This window comes from Aminobacter anthyllidis, from assembly GCF_018555685.1.
Classification (GTDB): domain Bacteria; phylum Pseudomonadota; class Alphaproteobacteria; order Rhizobiales; family Rhizobiaceae; genus Aminobacter; species Aminobacter anthyllidis.
In genome coordinates this window covers 614,884-630,328 of record NZ_JAFLWW010000005.1, presented here as the reverse complement: position 1 = coordinate 630,328, position 15,445 = coordinate 614,884, and the positions used below count along the sequence as shown (strand labels likewise).

At 63.7% G+C, this 15,445-nt stretch carries 12 protein-coding genes; 9 read left to right on the top strand and 3 right to left on the bottom strand.

From position 1 onward, the window contains the following. The first annotated feature begins 169 nt into the window (after positions 1-169). From J1C56_RS20160 to J1C56_RS20150, 3 genes are read left to right on the top strand one after another with little or no spacing between them, the layout of a single operon-like run. Positions 170-1,249 (top strand): glycosyltransferase, encoded by a 1,080-nt coding sequence (locus J1C56_RS20160; protein ID WP_214391811.1) that lies wholly within the window; start codon positions 170-172, stop codon positions 1,247-1,249. A 39-nt stretch (positions 1,250-1,288) separates the two neighbouring features. Then, complete coding sequence (locus tag J1C56_RS20155) at positions 1,289-2,470, top strand: glycosyltransferase (RefSeq protein ID WP_214391810.1); 1,182 nt, start codon at positions 1,289-1,291, stop codon at positions 2,468-2,470. Beyond that, on the top strand, positions 2,467-3,927 hold the full coding sequence (locus J1C56_RS20150; protein ID WP_214391809.1) for a lipopolysaccharide biosynthesis protein: 1,461 nt from the start codon (positions 2,467-2,469) through the stop codon (positions 3,925-3,927). Before J1C56_RS20155 ends, J1C56_RS20150 begins: the two co-directional genes overlap by 4 nt. Here J1C56_RS20150 and J1C56_RS20145 read toward each other — a convergent pair. After that, positions 3,829-5,214 (bottom strand): polysaccharide pyruvyl transferase family protein, encoded by a 1,386-nt coding sequence (locus J1C56_RS20145; RefSeq protein ID WP_214391808.1) that lies wholly within the window; start codon positions 5,212-5,214, stop codon positions 3,829-3,831. The genes J1C56_RS20150 and J1C56_RS20145 overlap by 99 nt on opposite strands. A gap of 165 nt (positions 5,215-5,379) precedes the next feature. Here J1C56_RS20145 and J1C56_RS20140 point away from each other — a divergent pair, with 165 nt between their 5' ends. The 6 genes from J1C56_RS20140 to J1C56_RS20115 all read left to right on the top strand — a co-directional run bounded on the left by J1C56_RS20140 (position 5,380) and on the right by J1C56_RS20115 (position 12,945). Next, positions 5,380-6,540 carry a glycosyltransferase family protein gene (locus tag J1C56_RS20140; protein ID WP_214391807.1) on the top strand — a complete coding sequence of 387 codons (1,161 nt, stop codon included), beginning with the start codon at positions 5,380-5,382 and terminating at the stop codon, positions 6,538-6,540. Between the two features lie 29 nt (positions 6,541-6,569). Beyond that, complete coding sequence (locus J1C56_RS20135; RefSeq protein ID WP_214391806.1) at positions 6,570-7,556, top strand: glycosyltransferase family 2 protein; 987 nt, start codon at positions 6,570-6,572, stop codon at positions 7,554-7,556. Beyond that, the gene (locus J1C56_RS20130) at positions 7,553-8,482 is read left to right on the top strand and encodes a glycosyltransferase family 2 protein (RefSeq protein ID WP_214391805.1); all 930 of its coding nucleotides are present in this window, start codon (positions 7,553-7,555) and stop codon (positions 8,480-8,482) included. The genes J1C56_RS20135 and J1C56_RS20130 overlap by 4 nt, the downstream gene beginning before the upstream one ends. Beyond that, the gene (locus J1C56_RS20125; RefSeq protein ID WP_214391804.1) at positions 8,472-9,422 is read left to right on the top strand and encodes a glycosyltransferase family 2 protein; all 951 of its coding nucleotides are present in this window, start codon (positions 8,472-8,474) and stop codon (positions 9,420-9,422) included. Before J1C56_RS20130 ends, J1C56_RS20125 begins: the two co-directional genes overlap by 11 nt. A gap of 63 nt (positions 9,423-9,485) precedes the next feature. Continuing rightward, entirely contained in the window at positions 9,486-10,379 is an 894-nt protein-coding gene (locus J1C56_RS20120) for a UTP--glucose-1-phosphate uridylyltransferase (protein ID WP_214391859.1), read from the top strand. Between the two features lie 172 nt (positions 10,380-10,551). Next, positions 10,552-12,945: a polysaccharide biosynthesis tyrosine autokinase gene (locus J1C56_RS20115; protein WP_214391803.1), complete on the top strand. Its 2,394-nt coding sequence runs from the start codon at positions 10,552-10,554 to the stop codon at positions 12,943-12,945. Between the two features lie 3 nt (positions 12,946-12,948). On the opposite strand, the gene J1C56_RS20110 is transcribed toward J1C56_RS20115, so the two are convergent. Further along, a complete protein-coding gene (locus J1C56_RS20110) occupies positions 12,949-13,722 on the bottom strand; it encodes a metallophosphoesterase family protein (RefSeq protein WP_246591605.1) in 774 nt (257 codons plus the stop codon). A 191-nt stretch (positions 13,723-13,913) separates the two neighbouring features. Next, positions 13,914-15,245, bottom strand: coding sequence for a sensor histidine kinase (locus J1C56_RS20105; protein ID WP_214391802.1), 1,332 nt, complete (start codon positions 15,243-15,245; stop codon positions 13,914-13,916). Positions 15,246-15,445 lie beyond the last annotated feature (200 nt).

Sequence of the window (15,445 nt, the reverse complement as noted above, 5' to 3'; positions counted from 1 at the left end):
TCAGGGCACCGTCCTTCGAGCTGATCAGGGAGCAACTGACCACGCCCGTCATCTTCGACGGCCGCAATCTCTACGACCCCGCCGTCGTCGCCCGCCACGGCATCAAATATGTCTCCATCGGGCGGAAAACGGCCGGCCAGGGCCGCCGTGCAAAAAGGGAGTTGGCCGCATGAGGGTGCTTTTTGCCGGCGGCAACGGCTACACGCCCGAATTCAGCGGCGGGGTTCAGTCGAGCACGCATCATCTTGTCGAGCAGCTCAGGGCGCATGGCCATGAGGCCTCGGTGCTCGCCGCTCTGTTTGGCGACGGCATGTTCGGCTTCAAGGCACGCGCCAAGATGAAGCTGCTCATGCAGCGCGCTGTCATCGACACGTTTCCGGGTTATCCGGTTGTCCGCGCCTGGTTCCCGTGGGAGGCAGCCGGCTTTGCCGTGCAGAAACTGAAACCCGATGTCGCGGTGGTGCAGTGCCACAAATCGGTTCCGATCGGAAAGGCGCTGGAGGCCCAGGGCGTGCCGCTTGTCGTCTATCTCAGGAATGTCGAGTTCCATGAACTGGGCGGCGATCTCAGCGAGCTGAAATCGGCGCTTTACATCGCCAATTCGGAGTTCACCGCGCGCACCTATGGGCAGCGTTTCGGCATCGAATCGACGGTCATTCCGCCAACGATCAACCCGGCCCACTACGCCACGCCAACGACGGGAGAGTTCGTGACCCTGATCAACCCTTACGAGGAAAAGGGCTTTGAACTTGCGGTCCGGATTGCTGGGCGATGCCCCGAAATACCTTTCCTGTTCGTCGAAAGCTGGAAGCTGGCCGACGACCACCGCGCCCGCATCGAAGAGACCATCGCGCCGCTCGGCAATGTCAGGCTGGAAAGCCGGACCAACGACATGAAGACGGTCTACGGCCGCACCAAGATCCTGCTTGCGCCAAGCAAATGGGAAGAGGCCTGGGGCCGTGTCGCCTCCGAGGCGCATTGCAGCGGCATTCCGGTCATCGGCTCGCGGCGCGGCGGATTGCCGGAGGCGATCGGCAGCGGCGGAGTGGTGCTGGATTATGACGCACCGCTCGATCTGTGGGTGCAGACGCTGCGTCGCCTGTGGGACGACAGGGTGGAATACAACCGCCTCTCTGCCGCGGCACGGGTGTTTTCCGAGCGCCCGCAGCTTGAGCCCGATGCCCAGTTCGCCACCTTCATGGGCGTGCTCGACCGCGCGGCGGCGCGCGCCCTGCACAAGGCGGCCTGACTTGGCGGCAGTCCGTCCGAATTTCCGGAGAGCGGATCGATGAAAGTCTGTTTTGTCGTCGACAAGTTTCCCTCGCTGTCCGAGACCTTCGTGCTCGACCAGATCTCAGGCTGCCTCGAGCGCGGCATCGAGGTCGGCGTCGTCTGCAACGAGACGACCTTTGGCAAGGAGCGCAACATCGACGACCCGCGCTGGCGCAACCTGCCCGGCGGCATCGAACAATGGTGGGGTGCGCTCGGGCTGCTGCGCCCCTCGCTGCGCCGATGGTCGGGCCGGCTGTGGGACAAGGCGTCGACGGCCCTCGACATCGCCTTTGCCGGCAAGCTCGAGAAATATGACGTCATCGTCGCGCATTTCGGCAACAACGGGCTGCGCGTGGCCAGGGCAATGAAGCAGCGGCGGCTCACAGCCCCCCTGGTGACCATCTTTCACGGCCACGATGTCGGCGCGCCGATGCATGACGGAACGCTGTCGCGCTACGAGGTGGTGTTCCAGCAAGGCGCGCTGCAGCTGCCAGTCAACGGCTTCTTCCGTGATGCGCTGATCAAGGCGGGGGCCGAGGCAGACACGGTCGCCGTGCACCACATGGGGGTCAACACCGAGGCTATCGGCTTTCGCGGCGCCAAGCATGGCAGCGATCCGCTGGCGCTGATTTCGGTCTGCCGGCTCACCGAGAAGAAGGGCATCGAATTTGCCTTGCGCGCGCTGGCCGGGATGCAGGCGGCGCGACCTGAGATCGATTGGTCCTACACGGTGATCGGCGGCGGCGAACTGCTCGACGCGATGAAGCAACTGGCAGCCGAGCTTGGCATCTCAGGACGCGTCGCATTCCTTGGTCCGCGCCCGCATGCCGAGGTCAAGCAGCGGCTCAGCGAGGCGCATGTCTTCGTGCTGCCGAGCGTCAGGGCGGGAGATGGCGATCTCGAAGGCATCCCGGTCGCACTGATGGAAGCTATGGCTGCAGGCCTGACCGTCGTCAGCACCTACCATTCCGGCATTCCCGAGCTGGTCGAGGACGGCAAGACCGGGCTGCTGGCACCCGAAAGGGACGTTGCGGCGCTGGCGCAAAAGCTGGTCTGGATCGCCGACAATCCCGGCGCCTGCGAAAGCCTCGCCGTCGCTGCGCGACGCAAGGTCGAAGAAGATTTCGATTCGGTCCGGCTCAACGACGCCTTCGCCGATACGCTTTATCGCCTCGCCGCAACCAAGGTCGCGGCATGAGCGCCGAAACCCAGCAATTGGGGCGCATCGCGCTCAGGGGGGGAGCGCTCACGGCGGCAGCCCAGGCGATCAAGATCGGCATCCAGTTCGTCTCGGTGGTGATCCTGGCGCGGATGCTGGCGCCGGAGGATTTCGGCCTCGTCGCTTCTGTCGGGCCGATCATCGCCTTTGTCGGGCTGTTCCAGAATCTCGGCCTCCAGCAAGCTGTCATCCAGCGTCCCGAGATCAGCCAGCCGCAGCTCAACCAGGTGTTCTGGGTCAGTGCACTGGCCGGCCTGATCTGCACCGTGATCATCGCGGCGCTTTCGCCGGCGGTTTCGGCGTTCTATGGCGATGCCCGGATGACCGGTATCACGCTGGCCGCCGCAATGCCGCTGCTGCTTGGCAGCCTTGCAGCGCTGCCGCTGGCGCTGATGAACCGCAATTTGCAGTTCGGCCGGCTCGCCATCAATGACGTGGCGACAGCGCTCGCCGGCCTTGGGGCGGCGATTGCCGCCGCCTATGCCGGGCTCGGCTACTGGGCGCTGGTGATCGGACCTGCTGCCGGCGCTATCGTTACGCTGCTCGGCGCCTGGCTGGCGACGCGGTGGAAGCCGGGCAGGCCGAGCGTCAAGGTCGAGCGCGAGATCCTGTCCTTCGGCGCCAACCTCACCGGCTTCAACCTGGTCAACTTCTTCTCGCGCAACCTCGACAACATCCTGATCGGCAAGTTCTCCGGCCCGATCGAGCTCGGCTATTACGACCGCGCCTACAAGCTGCTTTTGTTTCCGCTGCAGAACATCAACCAGCCGCTGTCGCGGCTGATGGTGCCGTTGCTCAGCCGCATCCAGGACGACAAGCCGCGTTTCCGCGAGCTTTACCTGCGCACCAACTGGCTGCTTGCTTTCATCACCGTGCCCGGCATCGCGGCACTGACCATTGCCGCCGAGCCGGTCGTCGCCATCCTGTTCGGCGAACGCTGGCTGGCAGTGGCACCGATCTTCGCCTGGCTCGGCATTGCCGGGCTGATGCAGCCGGTGTCGAGCACGACGGGCTGGATCTTCATCTGCCAGGGCAAGACGAAAACGATGTTTCGTTGGGGGATCTATTCGGCGCTGACCACGGTGTTGTCTTTCGCGGTAGGGCTGAAATGGGGTGCCGTCGGGGTCGCCGCGGCCTATGCCATCAGCGGCTATATGCTGAGGCTGCCAGTGCTGGCGGTGATGCTCGGGCGCACCGGCCCGGTCTCGGCGCTCGACTTCCTGATGGTCCAGGGCCTGCTGATCGTCGCTGCCGCCGTCGCCTGGCTCGGCTACGGCTACCTGCCGGCTTCGCTGACCGCGCAGTCCAACATCGTGGCGGCCGTGACGGCCGCAACCCTAAGCTACGCGGTGGCGCTTGCCTTCATGGTCGCCGTGCCGCAGTCCCGCCGCGCCCTTGTCGAGGCCTGGAAGACCGTCGCCCGCAACATCCGCTGAAATATCTACGAGCAACGGCCTGACGAGGTCGGCGGCCGACATGGCCGAGGCATGTTCTTCCAGCACCGCGGCAAGGTTGGTTGCGCGCAAGCGTTCGAGATCGCCGGCAAAGGCTGCGAGCTTCTGGACGGCTTCGTCAGGGGTCACCGTGTCGATGTCGAGCAGCAGGTCGGCGAGGCCGACGCGCTTGGCAAGCTCCCGGGTCTTGAACTCGTAGGCGATAGGCAGCACCGGCACGCCAACGCACAGCGACATGATCATCATGTGCATGCGGGTGGCGACGACGAAGTCGAAGCCCTTGACCAGCTCCATCAGCTGTTCAGGCGTATGGAACTCGGCATTGACATCGACATGGGCAGCGATTTCGGGGGCCAGTTCGGTGACGATGGCTCGCGCCGTTTTCGAATCGTCATGGGCGTATTCCGGCACGCCCTGGCAGGTCGAAACGAAAGTCACCTGCTTGCCGTGGTCGCGCACCAGCGTCGTGGCGATGTCGCGGATCGAATCCATGTAGCGGCGCATGCCGTCGGCGCCGTCATTGACGTAGTTCCAGTGCCGGACCGAGATGCCGACACGGCCGGTCGGCTGAGGCGGGTGGTCAGTGGAAAGCAGCGTTTCGATGCGCTTCTTGTCGGCGAGCGCGAACACCGAATCGGCGACGACATGGCACTTGTCGGGGCTGTCGACGAGGCCGGCGAGGTGACCGCGCGAGCGCTCGTCGCGCAGCAGGATCAGCGGGCTGCGGTCGAACACCGGCTTCAGTTCGCGACGATTGTAGTCCTTGTCGAACGGTCCCAGCGACTGGGTGAAGAAAACCGGATCCTTGCCGAAGACGGCGTCGATGCGGAACTGGTTGAGGCGGCGTTCGAGATTGTAGTTCTCGACCAGATAGGTGCCGCCTGTTGTGACGACGAGGTCGGCCTGCCGGTACATGTCGAGGCTGCGGCGGTCCTCGGCGCTGAACATCGTCTCGTCGAGCGCCCGGCTCTTGCCGCAGTGGCGCAGCGCGCTCAGTGCGAGGCGGTTGTAGATCGGCTTGGCCAGGTTCTTCAGTCGGTTGTCGTCGTATGGGTACTTGAAGATCGATTCCGACAGCAGCTTGCGGATCTCGATGTCGGGATAGGCCTGCCTGGAATAGAGCCGCGACGCCACCTTGGGCTGGCTGTCGAAGACCTGGAAGCGCAACTCGCCCGAGTAGGCCGCCTTGAGGATGTGCCTGATCGCCAGCAGGATCGCCGCGTCGCCGGTGTTCAGGCAGACGGTATTTTCGACGATGACTGTCTTCATGGGGCTTCGCCTCCTTGGATGATCGTGTCGGGAAATTAAGTACAGGCTAACCGGGCCGTTTTGCGGCGCAACAATAATTGAGGTCGGATCAGTCAATAATTGTTGCGATGCAGCAATGACTCCACTAGCCTCGTCATCGGTGGGCCAAACTGCGAGCGTGAATTCATGCTGCATGTTCTGTACCTGGTGCATGATGTTTCCGACCCGGCAGTTCGTCGACGGATCATCATGCTCAAGGCCGGTGGCGCGCGCGTTACGCTCGCTGGTTTCCGCCGGACGCAAGAGCTTGAAGACGTCGAGGGCCTGACGCCGATCGACCTTGGAATGACGCGCGATGGTCGCTTTGCGCAGCGGCTGGGCGCGGTCGCCATGGCAGCGACACGCATTGCCGCGTCGCTGAAATCGATCGCGGTTCCCGACGTGATCCTGGCCCGCAATCTCGAAATGCTGGCGCTGGCGCAGCGTGCGCGCAGCGCCTTCTCATCCTCCGTGCCGATCATCTACGAATGTCTCGACATTCACCGCCTGGTGCTGCGCGAGGACTTTCTCGGCAGGGGCCTGCGCGGTGCCGAGCGGCTGCTCGGGCGAAATGTCAGCCTGCTGCTGACCAGCTCGCCGGCCTTTGTCAGCCACTATTTCGAACGGTTCAGCCAGATCGACGCTCCCATCGAACTGGTCGAAAACAAGCTGCTGGAACTGGAGCCGCGACCCGATTCAGGACCGGCACCTGCGTCGCCGAGAGAGCCCTGGAAGATCGGCTGGTTCGGAGCGCTGCGCTGCCGCAAGTCGCTCGAACTGCTGGCCGACTTCACGCGTGGCACGGATGGCCGCTTCGAGCTCGTGATGCGCGGGCGCCCGGCACTTTCGGAGTTTCCGGATTTCCATGGTTTCGTCGAATCCGAGCCCCATTTGGCGTTTAAAGGTGCTTACCGAAACCCCGAGGACATGGCCGACATCTATTCGCAGGTGCATTTCTCATGGGCGATCGATTTCTTCGAGGAAGGGCAGAACTCGACATGGCTTTTGCCCAACAGGCTCTATGAAGGCTGCCGTTTCGGCACGGTGCCGATCGCCATGGCCGGCACGGAGACGGCGAGCTTCCTCGAACGCCACAAGATCGGGCTGGTGCTGGCCGAGCCGTCGGTGGTGGCACTGACGGAAGCGCTCTCGGACATGACAATGGAGCGCTACGAAGCCCTGCATCACGCGGTGCTTGCGCGCGATCCCGCGACCTGGATCTGCGACCGCTCCGATTGCCGCGCGCTGGTGGTGAGGCTCGAACGCGTCGCTGCTGAAAATGGCGCTCCCGGCGCCATTGCGGCCTGACACTCAACGCAATCAACACAAGCAGCTTCATGATTGAAACGTCATCCGCCATCATTGTCATTCCGTGTCTCAATGAAGAACGCCACATCAGTGGCCTTCTGGCCCGGCTTCGGCCGGCCGCCCGGCGACTCGGGGCCCGTATCATCGTCGCCGACGGTGGCAGCAGCGATGCCACGCGCGCCATCGTTGCCAGCGTTGCGGCAGAGGACGACAATGTCGTGCTGATCGACAACCCCGCGCGCATCCAGAGCGCGGCCGTCAACCGCGCGGTCGAACTGTTCGGCGATGGTGTCGACTACTTGATCCGCATCGACGCCCATGGTGGCTACCCCGAGGACTATTGCGACAAGCTGATCGAGGAAGCGCTGGAGACCGGCGCTGATTCCGTCGTGGTGTCGATGCTGACGGAGGGCAGCGGCACCGTCCAGCAGGCCGCGGCCGCGGCGCAGAACTCGAAACTGGGCACAGGCGGCTCCAAGCACCGGCATGGCTCCGCGGGCGAGTGGGTCGACCATGGACACCATGCACTTTTCCGCATCGCAGCCTTTCGCGACGTCGGCGGCTATGACGAAAGCTTCAGCCATAATGAGGACGCGGAGCTCGACCATCGCCTGCGCCAGGCCGGCCACCGCGTCTGGATGAGCGGGCGCACCCGCATGACCTATTTTCCGCGCGCTTCGCTCGGCGGCCTGTTCCGCCAGTATCTCGGCTACGGCAGGGGACGGGCGAAGAATGTGCTGAAGCATCGCGTCATCCCCAAGCTCAGGCAGATGGCGCCGCTGATGGTGGCACCGGCGGCGTGCCTCGCCTTGCTGTCGTTCATGCACTGGATTTTCGCCGTGCCTTTCATCGCCTGGGCGGCGATCTGCCTTGGCTATGGACTTGTGCTTGCTTTGCGCGCCGGCAATCCCGGGCTGGCGCTCGCCGGCGTGTCGGCCATGGTCATGCATCTTGCGTGGTCGCTCGGCTTCTGGCTCCAGCTTCTCGGCATGCCGGCAAAAGGGCGAACCGCATGACCGGGACGCCTGTTATCGACATCTGCGTCTGCACCTTCAGGCGGCGCGAGCTTGCCGACACGCTGCGCTCGCTGGCGGCGATGGACATGCCCCGGGGATATCGCATCGGCATCGTCGTCGCCGACAATGACGAGGTGCCGAGCGCCGAGGCACTGGTCGCCGGCCTGGCTCACGAACTTTCGTTGCCGGTCCGCTACGTCCATTGCCCGGCGCGCAACATCTCGCTGGCCCGCAATGCCTGCCTCGATGCCAGCGCGGCGGACTTCGTCGCCTTCATCGACGATGACGAAAAGGCTACGGGCTCGTGGCTGAAAAGGCTCGTCGAGACCGCGCAGGCGACCAGCGCCGATGTGGTGCTCGGGCCGGTCAAGGCGCGCTACGGGGAAGAGGCGCCGGGCTGGATGCAGGTCGGCGACTTCCATTCGACCTATCCGGTTTTCGTCCAGGGCGAGATCCGCACCGGCTATACCTGCAATGCGTTGCTCAGCATGGGCGCGCCGAGCATTGCCGGACGCCGCTTCAGCCTGGAACGCGGCCAGTCTGGCGGTGAGGACACCGAGTTCTTCGATCAGGTCCACGGCGCCGGCGGCCGCATCGCCTATGCTCCCGAAGCCTGGGTGGAAGAGCCGGTTCCAGCGTCACGCGCGTCGTTCGCCTGGCTTGGCAAAAGGCGCTTCCGCGTCGGCCAGACGCATGGCCGTCTGCTCGCTTCGAAACGGTCCGGCGTTGGCCGGGCGGGCGAACTGGCCCGGGCATCGGCCAAGGCCGGCTACTGCTTTGCCGCGGCCGGGCTCACGGCGTTGCAGCCGGTCAGCCGCAACCGCAGCCTGCTGCGCGGCGTGATGCATGTCGGCGTGCTGAGCGGTCTGGTCGGTGCCCGCGAACTGCAGCTCTATGGCAACGCGGGAGGCCAGGATGCAGCCTGACGTCAGCTTCGTCATCGCTGCCTACAACGCCGAAGCTACGCTCGGGCGCGCCATCGACAGCGCTCTGGCTCAGCCAGGCGTCACCGTCGAGGTGATCGTCGTCGACGACTGCTCGTCCGACGCAACGGTTGAGCTTGCGCGCTCTTATGGCGAAGGGCGGGTTCGGGTGGTGGCGCTCGAAACGAACCGGGGCCCGGGCGGGGCGCGCAATGCCGGCCTTGACGCCGCGCGAGGCCGCTGGGTTGCCGTTCTCGATTCCGACGACGCCGTGCTGCCCGGCAGGCTTGCAGCAATGATCGCCCGAGCCGAACAAGGCTCTGTCGAGATCGCCGTCGACAACATCGTGGTGATTCGAGAAGACGGCACGCCGCCCGAGGTGATGTTTCCCGAGCGTTATCTCGACGAACTGGGCAATCTTACGCTGGCCAACTTCATCGGCGGCAATGTCGTCTTCGAATCCATGTTCAATTTTGGTTACATGAAGCCGATATTCTTGCGTGAATATGTTGAGCGCCATGGCCTCCGATACGACGAAAAATTGCGCATCGGCGAGGATTACATCCTGCTCGCCAGCGCGCTCGCCAAGGGCGCTCGCTGCGCCGTCGAACCCGCCGTAGGCTATGCCTATCATGTGCGCAGCGGCTCGATTTCAAGGGTTCTGGAGCTTCATCACGTCGAGGCGATGCAGCATGCCGACGCGGCCTTCGCGGCTGCCCACAGGCTCGATGCGGATGCGCAAAAAGCGTTCACATTACGCGCCCGCAGCCTGAGGCAGGCTGCCTCATTCCTGTCACTGGTTCAGCACATCAAACGGCGGTCGCCACTCAAGGCGATCAGAACCGCACTGGGGGACCCGGCGGCGGTTCGCCATCTGCGGATGCCGATAGAAGTCCGGCTGCGCCGGGTTGCGCGGCAGTTCGCATACCGGTCCGGCAAATGATGCGCTTGCCGAAACGGCCAATACCAAGACGAGGAGACTGAAATGAGCGAGAGGATTGGCACGATGAAGAAAGTCAGGAAAGCGGTGATCCCGGTGGCGGGGCTCGGCACGCGGTTCCTTCCCGCGACCAAGTCCATGCCCAAGGAGATGCTGCCCGTCGTCGACAGGCCCGTGGTGCAATACGCCGTCGACGAAGCGCTGGAAGCCGGCATCGAGCACATCGTCTTCGTCACAGGCCGCAACAAGGCGGTCATCGAGGACTATTTCGACCTTCATCCTGAACTCGTCGGTACGCTCGAGCAGGCCGGCAAGGTCGAGCAGATCAGGTCGCTGGAGAGCTTGCTGCCAATTCCCGGTGCCACCAGCTTCACCCGCCAGCAGGCGCCGCATGGCCTCGGCCACGCCGTCTGGTGCGCCCGCGACATCATCGGCGACGAGCCGTTCGCACTGCTGCTGCCCGACATGGTGTCGTTCGGCAAGCGCGGCTGCCTGGCCGAGATCATGGACCTGCATGCCGAGACAGGCGGCAACGTCATCGCCGTCGAGCAGTGCGATCCGAGTGAAACCAACAAATACGGCATCGTCGGCAAGGGCCCGGATGTCGGTTCGGGCTTCGAGGTGACGGCGATGGTTGAAAAGCCTGCGCCGGGCAATGCACCGTCGAACTTCTACATCAACGGCCGCTACATCCTGCAGCCGGAGATCTTCAACCTGCTGGGCACCCAGACACGCGGCGCCGGCGGCGAGATCCAGCTGACCGACGCGATGGTACGCCTTGCGGCGAGCCAGGCCTTCTTCGCGCGGCCGTTCAACGGCCGGATGTTCGACTGTGGCTCCAAGGAAGGTTTCATCCAGGCCAATGTCGCCTTCGCGCTGAAGCGTGCCGACATTCGCGATTCCGTGCTCGATGCCATCCGCGAGATGGTCGCCGAGCACGATCACGTCGCCGCGGCTTGACCGAACGGATTGCCGGCGAGGGCAGGCGAAGTCGCTTGCCCTCACCGGTGTTTCGGCAGTGCCTTGAATGCCGTGCCCCTTGGGGCAAACATACATGCGTGGCTGAAGCCGGCTGCGCGCCAGAACCCTTCGAGCAGCGGCGATCGCTGCTCAGGCTAGAACTGGAACGCAGATGAACTACGCCAGCTTTCCTTTCAGCAACCGCATTCCTGCGCCTCGGGAGGACGCGCGGGAAGGCAGCGACTTCATCGATCTCGAGCGCCTGCTCTCCATGGCCAAGCGCCAGGCCAAGGTGGTCGGCATCGGCGCGGTCATTGGCTTGCTGCTCGGGCTTGTCTATCTGCAGACAACGCCGCCGACCTTCACCGCCAGCACCAGCGTGCTGATCGACGAAGGCATGAACAAGATGGTCGACGAGGTATCGGCGACGCCGGTCAACATGCAGACCGATGCGGCGATCCTCTCCCAGATCGAGATCATCAAGTCGGCGCGTCTGGCCGCGGTGGTCGTCGACAAGCAGAAGCTCGCCCAGAATCCCAACTTCATGCAGCCGCCGCAGTCGCTTCTGTCGACGCTGGTCGGCTATGCGCGAGGCTTCCTGCAGATATTCCGCTCCGCCCCGGAGGCTGCCGGCAGCGCCGAGCTTACCGACGCGCAACGCACGGCTACTGCCGATGTAGCGCGCAAGGAGCAGGCGGTAGCGATGTTGCAGGCAAACGTCAGGGCCGAGCGTTCCGGCCGCAGCTACGTCATCTCCATGGGGTATCGTTCGCACGAACCGAAACTGGCGGCTGATATCACCAAGGCCTATGCCGACGCCATTGTAGCCGATCAGTTGGACGCGAGTTTCGATGCCACCGAAAAGGCAGCCGTCTGGCTTCAGGGGCGGCTCGAGGAATTGCGCGCGAGTTCGCAGAAGGCAGCGCTCGATGTCGAAAAATTCCGTGCCGAAAACGGCCTGGCGGCGACACGCGGCGAAACCCTTGCCGAGCAGCAGCTGTCCGATCTCAATGCCCAGCTGATCCTCGCCCAGGCCGATACAGCGAAGGCGCGGGCGCGATACGAGCAATATCGGACGATCGTTGAAAGTGGCCCGCAAGCCGCTGTCAGCAACTCGACCCTGTCGGCCGAGGAAGCCGGCAACCCGCTGATTTCGGAACTCAAGAAACGCTATTCGGGCGTATCCAAGCGCGAGCAGGAAATAGCGTCGGGCTTCGGTCCCAACCATCCGCAGGCTGTGGCCCTACGCAAGGAACAAGTCGATCTTTCCAACCAGATCTTGCGTGAGCTTACCCAGCTGTCCGAGACCTACCGTAACGGATATGAGGTGGCGCAGTCGCGCGAGACCGCCCTGCGCAACAGCGTGTCGGAGGCGACCGGCCAGAATTCCAGTGCCAATCAGGCGCAGGTGCGACTGCGCGAATTGCAACAGCAGGCGACGGCACTGAGTACGCTCTACCAGACCTTCCTGTCGCGCTATGAGGAGGCCTCGCAGCAGCGCTCCTTCCCCATTGCCAAGGTCAGGGTGATTTCGGAGGCGACGACGCCACGCGGTCCGTCGAGCCCGCGAACCTCGATGGTATTCGGGCTGTCGCTGGTGCTTGGCATCATGATGGGAGCAGCGCTCGGAGCACTCAACGAGTTCAACGAACGCTTCTTCCGCACCGCCGAGGACGTGCGCGAAAGGCTTGGCGTCAAGTTCCTCGGCTATCTGCCTTTGCTTGCTTCGCATGATGAAAAGAAGGAGCCGGCCAAGCCAGGGACCGCCAATATGGGCACGCCACCGCCGCAGGCGCCGACGCGCGCCTCCGAGGCGCTGAAGCGGCGCGCCAGGATGCGCATCGCTGTCGATGCACCGGCCTCGATGTTCGCCGAGACGCTGCGCAGCGCGAAGATCGCCGGCGACGTCGTGCTGCAGGATACGGCCTGCAAGGTGATTGGGATCATTTCGATGCTTCCGGGCGAGGGCAAGTCGACGGTAGCCGCCAATCTTGCTGGCCTGCTTGCCAGCAATGGCGCCAAGACGCTGCTGATCGACGCCGACCTGCGCAATCCCGGCCTCAGCCGCAGCCTCGGCATCGACGCCGAGCAAGGGCTGGTCCAGGCGGTGGTCAACGACCAGGGCTGGCAATCCGTAGTCAAGGTCGACCGCCAGACCAAGATGGCCATCGTACCGGCGGTGGTACGCGGCCGCTTCTCGCACACCAGCGAGCTGCTTTCGTCAGCCGGCATGCGGCGCTTCATCGACGACGCCAAGGCGACGTTCGAATACATCATCGTCGACCTTCCGCCGCTTGGACCCGTGGTCGACGCCAAGGCGTTCGCGCCGCTCGCCGACGGCTTCGTGCTGGTCGCCGAATGGGGCGCGACGCCGCGCCCTCTGGTTCGCTCGGCGCTCAATGCCGAGCCCCAGATCGCCAACAAGATCCTCGGCCTCGTGCTCAACAAGGTCGACCTGAAGAAGCTGCCGCGCTACGGCGCCTATGGCAGCTCGGAACAGTTCCTGGAGCGCTACTCGAGCTACTATGTCGAAAAGAGCGAGGCCAAGGTGAAGGTCGCGACCTGAGGGTCAGGAAAATAGCAGCCGGCCGCTCTTGCCGGCGATCCTCACGGCCGTCAGCCGGCCGGTCCTGAAGGCGCCGGTGTCGATGTCGAGCCGGCGCCCATCGAGGCGAGGAAAGTTGATCGGCGTGTGGCCGTGAACGACCCAGCGGTCGAGCCGGCGCGACGCCTCGAAAAACTCCTCCCTGATGTAGAGGAGATCATCGTCCTCCTGCTCGAGCAGAGGCACGCCGGGGCGAACGCCTGCGTGGACGAACACGAAGCGCTCCGAATAGGCCATGACCGGCAGGGTTCGCAGAAACTCCACGTGTTCGCGCGGGATGTTGGCGCGGATGTAGTCGTCGAGTTTGCCACCGGTGCCGTAGAGCTCGGTGAGGCGCTCGGCATCGATACCAAAGGAAAACAAGGTGGCACGGGCGCCCGTGGCAAGCCACCGTTCCAGCGAGATCTTGCCGTCGAGATAGTCGAGCGTCTGGGCCTCGTGATTGCCCAGCAGGCAAATGCGTTGGAATCCGGCTGGCGGGGGGGCGATCAGATGGTCGAGCACGCGGGCGGAATCCGGGCCGCGGTCGATGTAGTCGCCAAGCATGATGATCAGCTTGCGCCCGGGCAGCGTATCCGCGTCGGCGACGATCTTGCCTTCGAGCGACGCCAGCTCATGGTAGCAGCCATGCACGTCGCCGATGGCATAGACGACCGTGTCGGACAGGTCGATCTCGAAGCGTCCGCGTTTGGTCGGCCGCCGTTGCGAGCGGAAATTCAGAAAGCTGACCAGTCTCAAGCCTCGTAGAAATGTTGATGACGCCGACGCCGGGCAAATCCATGCCTTCGTTAGCCACAATGCGCGCCGGGCGTTTCCGTTTCCTGAATGGTTGCCGATGCGGAGGAAATCTCAACTAGATTCCCGCGTGTGTGTCGCTCTTGCCTGGCAAGAGAAACCAGCCCGCAAGCGACGAACGTGAAACCGTGGGGCTAAAAATCCGGGGTGGTGACCAGTTCGAGCGGCGCATCGAGTGTCCAGGTGATGCCATTGGACTGAAAGCTGAGATGGCCGAGCCCATTCAAGGCCGATGGCGCAACACGCTCGAGCACGATCCTGCCGAAGCCGTTGCGCGAGGTCTTGCCAACCGCTGGCCCGCTGGTTTCCTTCCAGGTCAGATGAAAGCGATCGGAGGTGGTCCAGCCTATTTCGACGGTTCCCAGGTCGGACGAAAGTGCGCCATGCTTGGCCGAATTGGTGGCAAGCTCATGGAAAGCCATGCCGAGGTTCTGGACCGCAATGGTCGATAGCATGACCGGCTGCCCGGATATGTGGACGCGACGCTCGGCGGCAAAAGGGCGGATCTGATTTCTGACCAGGTCGGCCAGATCCGCGCCGCGCCAGTCGCCATCGACAAGCAGGTCCTGGGATTGCGACAGCGCCATAATTCGGTTGCGGATCTGGGTGTCGAATTCCGCGATCGTCTTCGTATGCTTGCCGGTCTCCCGGATCATCGAAAGGATGACGGCGAACTGGTTCTTCACCCGATGGTTCACCTCGCGCATGAGCATGCGGATACGGCTCTCGCTTTCCTTCCGTTCGGTGATGTCGCGGGCGATCTTGGAGGCGCCAATCACCTTGCCGGCGGCGCTGCGCACCGGCGATACGGTGAGGGAGATGGCCACGTAGCTGCCGTCCTTGCGTCTCCTCAAGGTGTCGAAGTGGTCGACACGTTCGCCGCTTCGCACCTTGCCAAGGATGAGGTCTTCTTCTTGCTGCCTGTCATCAGGGATCAGCATGCGGACGTGCTTGCCAATGGCCTCGTTGGCGCGATAGCCGAAAAGCCTGACGGCGCCGGCATTCCAGCTCTGGATGACACCACTCAGGTCCTTGCTGATGATGGCATCATCGGAGGACTCAACAATCGACGCGAGGCGCTGGGTCTGTATCTCAGCCTGCTTTTGAGCTGAAATGTCGATCAGCAGGCTGATGGCCCCATTGATGTTGCCAAGATCGTCGCGCAGCGGCGCCGGAAAGGCGAGGAATGGCACCAGCGTACCGTCAGGTCGCTCGGCCATGGCCTCAGCGCCCTTGATCGCGCGGCCCGTCCTGAGCGCAAGCGCCATCGGGCAATCGCCATGGGCGAGGGGTGCGCCGTCGGCTGTCCTGAGCCGCCAGGAACCGCACCATTCATCCTTGCCGATTTCAGGCCGATTTCCCCACAGCTCGGCAGCTGCTTCATTGAAATAGGTGATCCGTCCCCTGGCATCGGTCGTATAGACCGCAGCAGGAAGCTCGCCGAGCAAATTCTCGCGATTGGTCATCCTAGCTGCCGCCCTATTTGCCTTTGGTCATTAACGGTGAATGATCGGTTGAGTTCCGTTCGTGCCGGGATCGACGTTCGGCGCTGCCCCTCGTTCCGTTGATGCGGCGGCTTTCATGTTGCATTGCAACATAGTTTGAGTTGTGTTGGCGGACAGCGTCGTCGATCCTGCCTGCATGTCCAGCACGCTCATCGCAGCAA

Excerpts from the sequence above, each read along its gene's own strand:
- J1C56_RS20160 (WP_214391811.1), top strand. The coding sequence starts at position 170 with ATGAGGGTGCTTTTTGCCGGCGGCAACGGCTACACGCCCGAATTCAGC.
- J1C56_RS20155 (WP_214391810.1), top strand. The coding sequence starts at position 1,289 with ATGAAAGTCTGTTTTGTCGTCGACAAGTTTCCCTCGCTGTCCGAGACC.
- J1C56_RS20150 (WP_214391809.1), top strand. The coding sequence starts at position 2,467 with ATGAGCGCCGAAACCCAGCAATTGGGGCGCATCGCGCTCAGGGGGGGA.
- J1C56_RS20145 (WP_214391808.1), bottom strand. The coding sequence starts at position 5,214 with ATGAAGACAGTCATCGTCGAAAATACCGTCTGCCTGAACACCGGCGAC.
- J1C56_RS20140 (WP_214391807.1), top strand. The coding sequence starts at position 5,380 with ATGCTGCATGTTCTGTACCTGGTGCATGATGTTTCCGACCCGGCAGTT.
- J1C56_RS20135 (WP_214391806.1), top strand. The coding sequence starts at position 6,570 with ATGATTGAAACGTCATCCGCCATCATTGTCATTCCGTGTCTCAATGAA.
- J1C56_RS20130 (WP_214391805.1), top strand. The coding sequence starts at position 7,553 with ATGACCGGGACGCCTGTTATCGACATCTGCGTCTGCACCTTCAGGCGG.
- J1C56_RS20125 (WP_214391804.1), top strand. The coding sequence starts at position 8,472 with ATGCAGCCTGACGTCAGCTTCGTCATCGCTGCCTACAACGCCGAAGCT.
- J1C56_RS20120 (WP_214391859.1), top strand. The coding sequence starts at position 9,486 with ATGAAGAAAGTCAGGAAAGCGGTGATCCCGGTGGCGGGGCTCGGCACG.
- J1C56_RS20115 (WP_214391803.1), top strand. The coding sequence starts at position 10,552 with ATGAACTACGCCAGCTTTCCTTTCAGCAACCGCATTCCTGCGCCTCGG.
- J1C56_RS20105 (WP_214391802.1), bottom strand. The coding sequence starts at position 15,245 with ATGACCAATCGCGAGAATTTGCTCGGCGAGCTTCCTGCTGCGGTCTAT.